Here is a 13,176-nt window from a genome sequence, read left to right on the forward strand (position 1 = left end):
GCTGGGCAACAACCCGGAGGAAGACACTGCAGGCCGCCTGAAGGGGTGAAAGCCAGGGGCCCGTCCTGGCGGAATCGAGTCTGGCGGCACTGAGTGGTAAGGAACGGTCCCTGCGGGCAGGCTCAGAGAGCGGCGGCGGTTCCGGAGGGTGGCCGGCCCTCGCTCCTCCCCGCTTCTGGGCCGGGGCCGTACGCCTGAGGCACTTCAGGCCTTACGGTCACAGTCCGCCGCGGGGGTTCACGTCCACGCGGACCCGGGCTTTCCAGGTGCGGGTGTCCAGGACGCGCAGCAGTTCGCCCAGGCGGGTGTCGTTGCGGGCGCGGAGAAACAGGTGGTACGGGTACACGCCGCGCAGCCGCGCCACAGGACTGGGGGCGGGCCCCAGGACTTCCTGGGGGGTGGCGCCGGCGCCGTGCAGGGCGCTGGCGAGATCCTGCGCGGCCGCCTGCGCGCGGTGAGGATCGCGGGCACTGACTTCAATCTGCGCGAGGCGGGCGTGGGGCGGGTACCCGAGGGCGGCGCGGGCACGTTCCTCCGCGGCGGGGTAGGCGAGCGTGTCGCGGCCGTCGACCATGACCTTCAGGGCCGGGTGGTCGGCCTGGAAGGTCTGCACGACAAGCATGGGCGCGCGGGTGGGGTGCCATTCGGCCAGCTGGCGCAGCAGGCGGTGGTAGCGTTCGCTGGCGCGGAAGTCCGAGACGTTCAGCCACGTGTCCGCGAGGGTCACCCCGATCAGCGCAAGGTTCGGAGGGGCCTCCTGGGAGAGCAGAAGCTGCGTGCCGACGACCACGCCACTCTCCCCGCGCATGAGGGGGCTCAGGTCATCCTGGCGGTCCTTGTCGAGCCGGTAGACGGGCAGGCCGGGCAGGAGTTTCTGCACTTCCTGCGCGATCCATTCGGTGCCGGGCCCGCGGGCTTTCCAGAGACGCTCGCCGCAGTGGTCGCAGCGGTCAGGGATGGCCTCGTGGTACCCGCACTGGTGGCAGGTGAGCTGCCGGGTTTCCTGATGAAACCGCAGGGGCACGTCGCAGTTCCGGCACTGCGGGGTGTGGTCGCAGCCGGGGCAGCGCAGCAGGGCGCTGTACCCGCGCCGCGGGGCGAGCAGCGCAGCCTGCCGCCCGCGTTCCCCGACCTGCCGCAGCACGCGGGTCAGGTCGTGGCTGAGGGGATACCCCATGTCGCTGTGCTTGAGGTGAATGCCGGACAGCGGGCCAAGTTCAGGCTGTTCGGGCGGGTTGGCGTAATCCACGACGTGAATGCGGGTGCGGGGTGGGGGAAGGACGGCGCCGGCGTGGGGCACGCTTTCGGCGGCCGGAGCGGCACCCACGAAGGCCAGGGCGGCGCCGTGCTCGTCGGCGAGGCGGGCGGCCACGTCCGGCAGGAAGGCGCGGCTGCCGCTGAGGAGTTTGTGGGCGTCACTCGCTTCTTCGAGCACAATCACGAGCGCCGGGTCCGGGAGGGGAGCGGTCAGGGCGTGGCCGCTGCCGATCACGAGCTGCACCTCGCCGCGCCGTAGGAGGTCCCAGGTGTATTCGCGCTGCGCGTCGCTGAGCGCGCCGCTGATGAGTGCGGCGCGGGTACCGGTCGGGGCGGCCAGGCCGGACAGGGCGTCCCAGGCGCGCCGCAGGGTGGCGTGGTCCGGCGCGAGCACCAGCACGCCGCGGCCCTGCGTGAGCAGCTGCGTGACGCGCGGAGCGAGCAGGGCGTAGCGGGTGGCGGCCCGGCCGCCGTGCAGGCGCCACACGCGGTCGGGCGGCAGGCGGTCTGGCGTGTCCGGCAGAGCGGCGGATGGGGCCGGGTCGGGCAGTGGGGGCGGCGGGGCGGGCACCTGAACCGTGTCGGCCCAGCCGCGCAGGGCCAGCGTGCCCGCCTGGGTGGGGGAGAGGGGGACGCCGGCGGCACTGGCGCCGGTGGCCCACGCGGCGTAGGTGGGCACCGGGCCGTGCCCGCGCAGCCACGTCCAGGCGTCAGGTGGGGGGGCAGCCACGCGGGCGTACTCGGCCGCGCCGGCGTTCAGGACGGCCGTCACGACCGCGGGGCTCACCTGGGCAGCTTTGGCCCAGCTGCTGAGGGAGTCGCACGGGCCGTGCCGGGCGAGCCACGCGGCGGCGTGGGCCTGTTTGGGGGTGAGGCGCGCGGTGTGCTCCCCGGTGGCCTGCAGGATGGTGGTCGTGCGGCTGGCGGGGGGCACGTTGTCGGGCGCGCGGGCGGCCACGACCGTGAGAAGGCGGGGGGTGGGCGTGAAGCGCTCTTCGAGCAGGCCCTGTTCGCGGATGGCGTCCAGCAGAGCGGGCGCGAAGGCACTGGCGTCCGTCCAGCGGTCTCCGGGAACGCGGCGCGCGAAGGCGCTCAGGTCCGAGCCGGGTACGGCGCGCACGAGGTGCGTGTAGGCCACGTCCCAGCCGGTGCCCAGCAGGTCCCCCCAGAGCAGCCCGGCGGGAATGCGGGCGTCATGGGCCCAGCCCTGCAGGCCACGGACCGTGGCTGGTGGCACCCAGGGGCACGCCGGGGCGTCGAGAAGGTGCACCGCTTCGCGCAGGCGGTGCCCGCCGCGGCCATCCCCGGCGCCCACCACGAGTCCCACGGTAAGCTCGCCGCGCCACGGAACCAGGACCCGGCAGCCGAGCGGAACGGGACCGTCGTGCCCATGGGGAGGCGCGAAATCGCACGGTGCGATGGGCAAGTTCACAACCACCAGCCACGATCCGGGGAGGGGAGGAGCGGGCGGCGTCACGTGCCTCAGGCTAGCGCGGCCAGACCTTCGGGAACGGTGACCCGGCCCCTACCCCGGCCAGGGACCATGTGCTTCAGGGCAGCGGGCGGGGAGGCGGGGCGTACGTGGCGCGCGCCGGGACGCTGAGCGTGTCACGTTCCGGGTACCGCAGGGCCGTGAGGGCCCCCCCAAACGCGCAGCCTGTATCAATATTCACCGTGTTGCCCACCCAGCGGGGCGCGGCGTGGGGCGTGTGCCCGTACACGACGAGCACCTCGCCCGCATACCCGGCCGCCCAGTCGCGGCGCACGGGAAGGCCCAGGTCGTCACGTTCGCCGGTGGTGTCGCCGTACAGCGCGAAACTGCGGGCGCGGCCGCTGGTGCGCCCGTGGTAGTGCGCCGGGAGCCCCCCGTGCGCGGCCACCAGACGGCCGCCGTCCAGCAGCAGGTGCGAGGGAAGCCCCTCGATGAACGTCCGCACCTGCGCCTGGAACGCCGGGCCGCCGGCCGCGACCTGCTCCAGGGTCACGTCCAGGCCGTGCAGCGCCTTCACGGCCTTTCCGGACAGGGCGCGGGCCAGTTTCTCATCGTGATTGCCTGGCACGCACAGCGCCGCGCCGGACGCAACCATGCCCATCACCAGGCGCAGCACCCCGGCGCTGTCCGGGCCGCGGTCCACGAGATCGCCCAGGAACACGGCCGTGCGGCCGGCAGGGGGGCTCACTGCGTTCCCGTCCAGCCCGTAGCCCAGGCGCCGCAGCAGTGCCCGCAGTTCATCCAGGCAGCCGTGCACGTCGCCGATCAGGTCGAACGGGCCGGTCAGATCCCGGCGGTCCACGCGCAGCGGCACGCGCCGCACCGGCACCCCCGTGATCTGCGTCTCGCCGCGCAGCAGCCACGCCTGCCGGAACCCCTCAGCCCGCAGGCCGCCCGCCGTTCGGCGCAGCTCGGCAATCTGCGCGGCCAGCTCCCCAGGCGGCACCCGGTCGCCCACGCGGGCTTCCAGGACGGCGCGCGGCTCGTCCAGGATCACCGCTGCGGCGCGGACGTCCTGCTCGCGCGCCAGGGCCGCCCACGGCGCCCGCTCCACAGGCCGCGCCAGCGGCGCGATCATCACCGCCAGCCCGCCCGCCGCGAGGCGCGCCGCCACGGCCGCCCGCAGCGCCTCCCCGTCCGGGAAGTGACGCGCATCGAACACCTCGTCGGCGCTGAAGTGCCGCGCCGCGAACGCCGCGCGCCCCGACCCGGGCGCACCCAGCAGCAGCAGCAGGGCCAGGGCCGGCAGCTCAATCGCGGGCGGGTCACTCAGCAGCGTCACGCCCCGCATCCTCGCACAGCGCGCCGCGCCCCTGACCGGACGCTGACGCTGCGGGCTTTCCCACACCCGGCGCGCACTCCCGGCCCGTAGCATCCGGACCGATGCGTTCTCCTGGTTCCCGCGCCGCCCTGCTCACCCTGACGCTCCTGACCCCGGCCCTGCAGCCTGACGCCCGCGCCGCGACGCCCCACAGTGCGGACGGCTGGTACGCCCTGGCCCGATCGCACATGCAGGCCAGGCAGCTGCAGGCTGCGGAGCAGGCGTTCACGCAGGCCGCCGCCCTGAACCCCACCGCCGCCAACTGGCGCGCGCTGGCCGACACCCGCGCCGCCCTGCGCCACTACGACGCGGCCGTGCAGGCCTACGAGCAGGCCGCCGCCCGCGCCCGCGCCCGCGGCGACACCGCCACCGCCCGCGCCACAGACCTGATTGCCGCCCGCTACCGCCAGGAGGGCGAAGCGTACCTGCTCACCCCCGGCGCCGCGCCGCCCGCCTGCACGCCCCGCCCCGCAAAACTGGAACCCGAGTCGGGCATTCTGCTGGGCCGGTACGCCGACGAGCAGGCCGTCACGGCCAGCGGCACCCTGAGCGTCGATCCACGCCTCGGCACGCCGCTGGCCGTGAGTTTCCGGTACTTCACCCTGCGCGCTCCGGGTCAGGGTGAGGCGTTCCCCACCCGCTGGGTCAGCGCCGCCCGCCGCGCCGGCCAGGCCGTCCACATCGCCCTGGAGCCCGGGATGCCGCTGCGGCAGGTGACAGAACAGACGCTCCTGCCCTTCGCCCGGGCCGCGCGGACGTCGGGCGTGCCCATCTACCTGCGTTTCGCCGGGGAATTCAATGATCCCAGCAACGAATGGAGCCGCGACCCTGCGCTGTACCGCACGAGATTCCGCCTCGTGCATGACGTCATGGCCCGCACCGCCCCGAACGTCGCGCTGGTCTGGATGCCCATGCCGTCACGCCTGGACATCATCGACCGGTACTACCCTGGCCCGGACGCCGTGGACTGGGTCGGCCTGAGCCTGTACGCCACCCCGTACCGCAACGGAAACCTGCGCGACAGCGCCCTGACGGACAGTCCCCTGGACGCCCTGGACCCCATCTACCGCCGCTACGCCTGCACGCACCCCATCCAGATCAGCGAGTTCGCGTCCTCCAACCGCAGCGGCGCGCAGCCGGGCGCAGGATACGCGAGCTTCGCCGCGCAGAAACTCCGCGAGCTGTACTGGGGGGCCGCCCTGCGCTACCCGCGCGTGAAGAACATTAACTGGCTGGACCTGAACATGCTCGGCAACCCGTACGTGCAGCCCCGCCCCATGACGCGCCGCAACGACTACCGCCTGCTGGACATTCCCGAGAAGCTCGCCGCCTTCCGCGAGGTCCTCACCCACCCGGCCTTCCTGACCAGTCCCGGCGGCCGCGCGCCGCTCACGCCGCAGCCCTTTCCCACCCGGGTCCGGCGCGGCGCTCCCCTTCAGGGCCACCTGTGGGTCAGAACGGCTGAGCCGCTCGCCCGCCTCACCCTCACCCTCGACGGTCGGCCCGTGACGGTCGGCGCGGCCCTTCCGTTCGCCTTCACGCTCCCTGCCGACCTCACGTCCGGGCCGCATACCCTGACCCTCACTGCCCTGAACGCCGCCGGGGAACCCCTCCTGACGCGCGCGCGGCCCTTCACCGTGCAGTGAAACGCGGCCCATGAACGCCCCTCGCGTCAGTGCCTGCTGGACTGCCCCTCAACCCGTCCCGCCAGGGGTGCAGAAGGCCAGCTCAGCCGGAGGGCCGGGGCGCCCATGTGAACCCCAGCAGGCCGGACGAAGCGCCGTCCTTCCTGAACCCCACCACTCACCGGCCCGGGAACGTGCGCTGTCAGTCCAGTGGAGAACGCGCGCCAGCAGGGGCGACAGGCAATAAAAAAGCCGCCTCGTGGGCGGTGATGTCAATAAATATAGCGCCTTATGCAGGGCCGGTCAAGGCTATGCGGTGGGCGTGACAGGAAGGCGGTGGGCCAGGCCCGCTGGCCGCGCCGGCAGGAAACGGTGACGGCGGTATGCAGCGCCGGGCCGCTGTGTGGCCGGAGAGCAGGGGTCGGCCTGGGGGCTATCCTCTGGGCGTGAGGGCAGCGCGGTGAGCGGCGTGGTGTGGCTGGCACTGGACGGGGTGGGACACCCGCTGGATGCGCCTGCCGGCAGCGTGTGGGCGCAGTCCCTCCCGACCCTGCGTCCTCTGGTGGACGCCGGGCGCGTGCTGGACGCCACGTTGGGCGTGCCGGGCCTGCCACAGTCCGGCACCGGGCAGAGCTGCTGGTTGACCGGCCGGGACGCCGTGCGCGTCATGGGGGAGCACTTCGGGCCGCACCCGGGACCCACCCTGCAGGCCCTGCTGAGGGAAGAGGCCCTGCCGGTCCGGCTGGTGCGTGCAGGGAGGCGGGTGGCGTTGGCGAACGAGTACGTACCGGCGTACTTTCAGGCGCTGGAGGTCGGGGCGGGGCGCCGCAACCGCATGGGGTGCTTTCCGTTCTCGGTGCGGGCGGCGGGCGCGCCGCTGAACCCGGGCGGCCTGCCGCTGGTCGGGGCGACGCTGGGCATGTCGTTCGAGCGGCCCTGGCGGGAAGTGTCGGCCCTGGACTCCCTGAACCGCGCCGGAGAGGCCCTGAGCAGCGCGGCTGGCGAGCTGGACCTGCTGATGCTGGACCTGTGGTTTGGGGACCTGCTGGGGCACGCAGGGGAACCTGACGTTCCGGTGGATGCGCTGCGAGCCGGCCGGGCCTACCTGCGGCGGGTGGACGCGCTGCTGACCGGTGTGGTGGCGGGGGGCGCGCGGGTGGTGGTGAGCAGCGATCACGGCAATCTGGAGAACCTGAACACGAAATCCCACACGCGGGCGCGCGTGCCGTTTGCCGGGGTGGGGGTCGACCTGGGCGGGGCAGAAACGGTGGTGGAGGCTGGTGTGGTTCTGTCCAGCTGGTTCGGGGTCTAGAGCAGGGAACGTCCGGAATCCCGGTTGAGTCCGCTGGCGGTGAGGCAGGCCCATCTGGCGCGGCTGGAGCTCCCGGAGCACCTTTGACCGGCAAAGTTATCCACAGGTTTATCCACAGCCGCTGTGGACAGGCTGTGGATAACAGGGACGCGCTGGCGCCTTGGGCAAGCGAATTTGTTCGCGTGCCACACCTTTTTCAGGTCCTTACCGGTGGTGTTCCACTGGTTCCAGAGTTTTCCACAGGCTCTCGTTTCACTGTGGAAAACTCTGTGCGTTCAGGCGGGCCACCTGCACAAATTCGCGCACCGCGCGCGGATCTTTGACGCCTGGCCCAGCTTCCAGGCGGCTGACGGCATCCACCCCCGCTGGCGCCAGGGCCTGCATGGCCTGCGCCACATTCTCTGGTCCCAGCCCCCCTGCCAGCCAGGCGCCCCGGGGGAATTGAGGACGCAGAGCGCTCCAGTCCAGCGGAATTCCACCGCCAGGTTCAGGCGCGTCCAGCATCAGGGTAACGCCAGGGTGCCCGTGCCACATGTCTGCCGCGTCGGCTAATTCAACCGGGCGCACGACACGCAGAACGGGATAATACGCGGCCACCCGGGTTACGTAAAGTCCCGGCAGGTTCCCGTGCAGCTGCACGGCACTCACGCGGGCCTCCTCGGACAGGCGCAGCACCTCGTCCAGGCCCTGGTTCAGAAACACGCCCACCCGCGCCACAGCGGGGCCCACACTCAGGCCCGCCTCGCGCGCCACCTGGGGCGTCACGAGCCGCCGGCTGACCGGCGCAAAGATGAACCCCAGGGCGTCGGCGCCCGCCTCGGCACTCAGCACCGCGTCCCGTACGCTGGTCGTCCCGCACACCTTCACCCGCACGCCACTCACGCGCCGCGCTCCGCTTCCAGCTCACTCACGCGGGCTTCCAGGGCCCGCACCTGCCGCGTCAGCGCCAGCAGGAGCAGTGCGTAATGGTCGTACAGTTTCGGCCGCTCCATGCGCAGCTCGCCGCTCAGCCAGCTGTTCAGCAGCCGCTCCGCTTCAGTCAGCACCTCCGCGTCCGGGACGTCCCGGTACGAACGGCTGCCCAAGATCTCCCGCGCGAAATTCAGTTCCCGGTCACTCACCCTTCCATTGTCCGGCACCCGGGCCGGCTCGGGGCGCCGCCGCTGACCTGCGCCGCTGAGCTGCGTCAAAGTGCCGATGCCGCCCGGCGACCGCCCGTGCGAGGCTGGGCGGCATGAGCGACCCGGCGCCGCGCGAAACGACCCTGCATCTCCTCGTGACCCGCGCCGGGTGCGGCGCGGACGCGGCGTGCCACACGCTGACCGTGCACACGACCACCTATGCGGGCGAGAACGTTCTGGAAGCCGCGCAGAGCGCAGGCCTGCGCGGACGCCTGGGCCGGCGTCTGGCGTTTACTCCCCACGGACGCGGCGCGGACGGGGTCACCCGCGCAACCTGCGCCTGGCATCTGTTCACGGACGGTCCTGTCGCCGGCCCACCCGTTCCGGCTAGCCTGCGCGCCCTGGCCTGCGCCGCGCGCTCACCCACCGCCACCCCCTGGTTCCACGCAGACTGGCAGGCCGGCGCGCTCGCGTGGCTGGACGCGGAACTCGCCGTACAGGGGTGCTCACGCACCGGGGCGCCCACCGTCCTGAAACACTGGCAGATCAGCCTGTTGTGGCGCGTGCCCACGGTGCGCGGGGCCGTGTACTTCAAGGCCGTCCCCGCCTTTTTTCGCCGGGAAGTGCAGGTAACCCCCCGCCTGGCAGGTGCAGTGCCGGGCGCCGCGCCGGAGGTTCTGGCGGCCGATGAGCAGCGGGGCTTCCTGCTGCTCGCCGACAGCGGGGAGCCCGGAGGGGACCCGGCGGGTGTGCTGCAGCACCTCGCGCACGTGCAGCGCGCCACGCTCCCCCTGCGGTCCCAGCTGCACCTGCGCGAGCGCGGCCCGGCGTACCTGCGGGCCCACCTGGATGACCTGCTGGGAGACGAGAGCCTGCGCGGAGACCAGCCCGGGGCCCTCACGCCGGACGAGGTGGCCGCGCTGCGGGCCCAGCGGACCGACCTGCTGGCTGCCCTGGCGCGTCTGGACGCCAGCCCGTTGCCCCTCACGCTCGGTCACGGAGACCTGCACGCCGGGAACGTCACCACGCGTGGCCGGGCGGTCACGCTGCTCGACTGGTCCGACGTGAGCCTCACGCACCCGTTCCTGGACGCGAACCCCGCTTATCTGTTCCCGGACGACCCGGCGCCCGGCCCGGCGCAGCTGAATGCCGCGCGGGACGCATACCTGAGCGTCTGGACGGATCTCGCCCCGCTGGACGAACTGCGCGCCCTGCACGCCGACGCCGTGCGTGCCGGAGAGCTGTACCGCGCCCTGGGGTACCGGAACGGCATTCAGCGTGCCGTCCCGGACCCCGGTGAATGGGCCGGCGCGCACCTGTGGCATCTGCGCCGCCTGCTGCGCCCCTGAAAACGGGTGCGTCCCTGGATGTCCGGGGACGCACCTGCGGGCCGCGCGGGTCAGCGGGGGGTGACGGTGCAGCTGCCCAGGCTGACGCCCTTGTCCTGACTGTCGCGGTGGCTGGTGGCGGCGCCGCGCAGACTGCCGCCACTGGGGCCCTGCTGCACGCTGCACACCAGGAAGGTCTTGTCGGCGCGCTGCACGATCACCAGCAGTTCCCCGCCGGCGTCGTCCAGCAGGACGCTGCCTTTCTCGCTGCCGCGCGTGGCCGCGCCGTCAAAACCGCCTTTGTCGTCGCGCTCATCCACGCTGAGGGCAAAGGTGCCCACGCCCGGGAAGGTCACGTCCCAGCGTTGCCCCAGGCCCAGCCGGACCGGCCAGGTCAGGACCGGAGCGCTGGGGGTGGGCGCGGCGCCCAGGCTGAGGGTGCAGGTGCCGGCGGCCGCGCCGGTGTCCTTGGCGTCCCGGTAGGCTCTGGCGGTGCCGCGCAGCGTGCCGCCCGACTGGCCACTGCGTTCGGCGCTGCAGGTGAGCAGGGTCTTGTCGGCGCGGCTCACGATGAACAGCAGCTTGGAGGTGTCCGGGTCGAAGGTGACGAGGGCGTCACTCTTGGCGCTGCCCTGCGTGGCGGTGCCGGGGTAGTCGCCTTCGCTGTCTTTTGCGGCCAGTCTGATGGCGTACGTGCCGCCCTGCGCGAAGGTGGCGGTCCACGCCTGGCCGCCTGCCAGGGCGGGCGGCCACGTTCCGCTGGTGGTGCTGGCAGGGGGGGCGGGCGCAGCGGTCCGGGCTTTGAGGCTGACCACGCACTCGCCGGTGCGGGTGCCTTTGGCGTCCAGCGTGGGGAAGGTGTAGAAGGTGCCCTTCCAGTCGCTGCTGCTGGCCGCGCCGGGTGTAATGATGCAGCTGGCGTAGGCTTTGCCGTCCGCGGTCCATTCCACCCAGACCTCGTCGTTGTCGTCGTCGTAGTAGAAGTACGCCGTCTGGTTCTGGCTGCCGTTGCGGGCGGTGCCTTTCAGGTTGCCGTCCTTGTCCAGCTCCGTGAAGTCCGTGCTCCAGGTGCCGCTCGCGGCGTTGCCGGTCACGCGGACCGTGCCGGTCACGCCGCCGCGCGCCGTGGTCAGTGCGGGCGGCCACCCGGGCGCAGGGGTGCTCCTCGGGCTGTCCGTCCTGCCGGCATTCACGGCGCCTTTTTTCAGCACGAAGCCCGTGACGTTCGGGGTGATCAGGCCCCATGCGACGGCCAGGGGCCGCATGAAGGACGTGCGGGAGTTGTGCTCGCCGGCCACGCCGGCAGAGTGCACCCCCACCAGCGCACCGTTCTCGTCGTACGCGCCGCCGCCGGAGTTGCCGGGCCCGGTCTGCGCGTCGTGTTTGACCCACTGCCGGCCGCTGCTGTTCAGGTCCTCACCGGTGAAGCCGCCCACCGACCCGCGGGAGAACGACAGGGTCATGCCGCCGGTGCCCTGGAAGCCGAACACGAACACGTCGTCCCCGATGCCCAGGCTGTTGGAGTCCCCGAGTTCGACGAACGGGAGTTTCAGTGTGCCTACGGGTTTCTCGTTGCGGTCCTCCGTAATCTTCACGACCGCGAGGTCCAGGTTGGGGTCGGCGGCCACGACCTTGCCCCAGTACGTGAATTCCGGTTCCCGGTCCACGAAGCGCACCACACGCACCTGAATCCAGGGGGACAGCTGCCGGGTGTCGGGGTCGCCCACCACGTGGTAGTTCGTGAGGATGTACCCCTGCGGGCTGATGATGGAGCCGGAGCCGAGCGAACCGTCGAGCTCGCCGTTCCGGTCGGTGGGGAGCAGCATCACGGTGGCCTGGATGATGCGTTCACGCACGTCTTTCGGCAGGCTCTGCGCGCCGGCCCAGGACCACAGCAGGAGGAGCAGCCCCCCCAAGACCCTTAAAGTTCTCATGGTCTATTTAAGCGCACGGTCAGTACGCCCGGCTAGTCCCCCGGGCCTCCTGAGCGGCCACCGCCCTGTTCATGAACAGGGGGCACAGGGCAGCTTCCGTCAGGCGCCGCCCGGCACGCTCGCCTCCTCGAACGTCCGCATCTCCCGCAGCGTGGCGGCCGCGCCCAGCAGCAGCGGCGCGGCCAGCACCCCACCGGTGCCCTCCCCCAGCCGGAGGTTCAGCTGGAACATGGGCCGTAAGCCCAGGTGGGCCAGCTGCGCGCCGTGGCCCACTTCAGCGCACTGGCCCGCAGGAAACAGGTAGTCGCGCAGGTGCGGGGCCAGCTGCACACCGATCAGGGCGGCGCTGCCCTCTACGAACCCATCGAGAATCACCGCGCGCCTGAGGGCCGCGGCCTGCAGCATCATCCCCAGCATGGCCGCGATCTCGAAACCGCCCAGCTCGGCCAGCACCGCCAGCGGCGCACTCGCAGGCGTGCGGTTCAGGGCCGCGCGAATCACCTGCGCCTTATGCGCCAGGCGGGCGTCATCAACCCCGGTGCCGCGGCCCGTTACCTGCGCCGGGTCGAGGTTCAGCAGCCGCGCGGTGATGGCCGCGGCGGGCGTGGTGTTCCCGATGCCCATCTCGCCGGGAATCACGAGGTCCGCGCCGTCCGCGACGGCCCTGCGGGCCAGGGCCGCGCCCGCCAGGATCAGTGTCTGCGCCTCGGCGGGCGTCATGGCGGCCTGCACGCTCAGGTCGTGCGTGCCCCGGCGGACCGCGGCGCGCACCAGGGCCGGGTGGTCCGGCAGGTCCGCGTTCACGCCCGCGTCCATCACGTACACGCGCGCGCCCACCGTGCGCGCCAGGGCGTTCACGGCGGCGCCGCCCGGCCCGGCGGGCGTGTCGGCCAGGAAATTCGCGACCATCGCGGGGGTCACCTCGGGCGGGAAAGCACTCACGCCGCTGCGCGCCACGCCGTGATCCCCGGCCGCCACCAGCACCGCCACGCCGCGGGGGTCGGGTCGCTCGTTGCCGAGTACCCCGGCGAGCCGCACGGCGAGGTCCTCCAGATCACCCAGCGCACCGGGGGGTTTGGTGAGCTGCGCCTGTCGCGCCCGGGCGCGCGCCATCACGGCAGGGTCAGCTGGCCGGATGGCCGCGATCAGGTCGGAAAGGTCAGCAGGGGTGGGCGCAGAAGTCATCTGCCCGTCATTGTGCCGCGCGCCGCCCCTGGTCAGTCCGGGGGCCGCAGACGCGACAGCCACCACTCCCCGGCGCAGTGCAGCGTGACGACCGTGCCGGGCGGCGCGGCGGCACTGCGCAGGCCCACCGTGAGGCACAGCGCGGCCAGCAGCGGCCCGGCGTGCGTGAAGGCCACCACCTCGCCCTCGCGCGGCAGTGCGTTCAGCCAGCCGTGCAGGCGCGCGTGAAACGCCTGCCCGGTCTCCCCGCCGGGCGGGCCGTGCGGGGACACCGGGTCGGCCAGCGCCTCGATCCAGGCGCGCGGGGCCTCGCCGTACCGGGCTTCCAGGGCGGCCCAGGTGTGACCGGCCATCACGCCGAACGCCGCCTCCGCCAGCGCCGGGGTGGGTTGAGCGGCCGGGAAACCCGCCAGGGCCGCGGTCTGCCGGGCCCGGCCGCTGGGCGACGTGAAGGCGGGCGCCGCGCGTGGCAGCGGCAGCCGCGCGGCCAGGGCCGCTCCGGCGGGCGTGAGAGGCGCGTCCTCATGCGCATGCGGGTAGCGGCGCTCCTCATTCGGAACGGTAGGAGCATGCCGCACGAGATGCAGGGTCAGCATGCCTG

10 protein-coding genes are annotated in these 13,176 nt (G+C 72.7%); 3 read left to right on the top strand and 7 right to left on the bottom strand.

What is annotated here, in order from left to right; genetic code table 11:
• Positions 1-217: 217 nt before the first annotated feature.
• Positions 218-2,734, bottom strand: a complete 2,517-nt coding sequence (priA, locus tag LAJ19_RS13215) for a replication restart helicase PriA (protein WP_225476211.1) — start codon at positions 2,732-2,734, stop codon at positions 218-220.
• A gap of 73 nt (positions 2,735-2,807) precedes the next feature.
• The gene (locus LAJ19_RS13220) at positions 2,808-4,031 is read right to left on the bottom strand and encodes a metallophosphoesterase (protein WP_225476212.1); all 1,224 of its coding nucleotides are present in this window, start codon (positions 4,029-4,031) and stop codon (positions 2,808-2,810) included.
• A 101-nt stretch (positions 4,032-4,132) separates the two neighbouring features.
• Between LAJ19_RS13220 and LAJ19_RS13225 the strand changes: the two genes are divergently transcribed.
• Positions 4,133-5,716 carry a tetratricopeptide repeat protein gene (locus LAJ19_RS13225; protein WP_225476213.1) on the top strand — a complete coding sequence of 528 codons (1,584 nt, stop codon included), beginning with the start codon at positions 4,133-4,135 and terminating at the stop codon, positions 5,714-5,716.
• A 439-nt stretch (positions 5,717-6,155) separates the two neighbouring features.
• Positions 6,156-7,007, top strand: a complete 852-nt coding sequence (locus tag LAJ19_RS13230) for an alkaline phosphatase family protein (protein WP_225476214.1) — start codon at positions 6,156-6,158, stop codon at positions 7,005-7,007.
• A gap of 252 nt (positions 7,008-7,259) precedes the next feature.
• Here the strand turns inward: LAJ19_RS13230 and LAJ19_RS13235 are convergent, their stop codons facing one another.
• Both LAJ19_RS13235 and LAJ19_RS13240 read right to left on the bottom strand, forming a co-directional pair.
• Positions 7,260-7,889 carry a phosphoribosylanthranilate isomerase gene (locus LAJ19_RS13235; RefSeq protein ID WP_225476215.1) on the bottom strand — a complete coding sequence of 210 codons (630 nt, stop codon included), beginning with the start codon at positions 7,887-7,889 and terminating at the stop codon, positions 7,260-7,262.
• Entirely contained in the window at positions 7,886-8,128 is a 243-nt protein-coding gene (locus LAJ19_RS13240; protein WP_225476216.1) for a hypothetical protein, read from the bottom strand. Before LAJ19_RS13240 ends, LAJ19_RS13235 begins: the two co-directional genes overlap by 4 nt.
• A 113-nt stretch (positions 8,129-8,241) precedes the next feature.
• Here LAJ19_RS13240 and LAJ19_RS13245 point away from each other — a divergent pair, with 113 nt between their 5' ends.
• Entirely contained in the window at positions 8,242-9,477 is a 1,236-nt protein-coding gene (locus tag LAJ19_RS13245; protein ID WP_225476217.1) for a phosphotransferase, read from the top strand.
• Positions 9,478-9,527: 50 nt separating this feature from the next.
• Here the strand turns inward: LAJ19_RS13245 and LAJ19_RS13250 are convergent, their stop codons facing one another.
• From LAJ19_RS13250 to LAJ19_RS13260, 3 genes are all read right to left on the bottom strand, one after another.
• Complete coding sequence (locus tag LAJ19_RS13250; RefSeq protein ID WP_225476218.1) at positions 9,528-11,372, bottom strand: S1 family peptidase; 1,845 nt, start codon at positions 11,370-11,372, stop codon at positions 9,528-9,530.
• 117 nt (positions 11,373-11,489) lie between these two features.
• Positions 11,490-12,575 carry a nicotinate-nucleotide--dimethylbenzimidazole phosphoribosyltransferase gene (gene cobT / locus LAJ19_RS13255; RefSeq protein WP_225476219.1) on the bottom strand — a complete coding sequence of 362 codons (1,086 nt, stop codon included), beginning with the start codon at positions 12,573-12,575 and terminating at the stop codon, positions 11,490-11,492.
• A 32-nt stretch (positions 12,576-12,607) separates the two neighbouring features.
• On the bottom strand, positions 12,608-13,171 hold the full coding sequence (locus LAJ19_RS13260) for a histidine phosphatase family protein (protein WP_225476220.1): 564 nt from the start codon (positions 13,169-13,171) through the stop codon (positions 12,608-12,610).
• Positions 13,172-13,176: the final 5 nt, after the last annotated feature.

This window comes from Deinococcus taeanensis (genome assembly GCF_020229735.1).
GTDB lineage: Bacteria > Deinococcota > Deinococci > Deinococcales > Deinococcaceae > Deinococcus > Deinococcus taeanensis.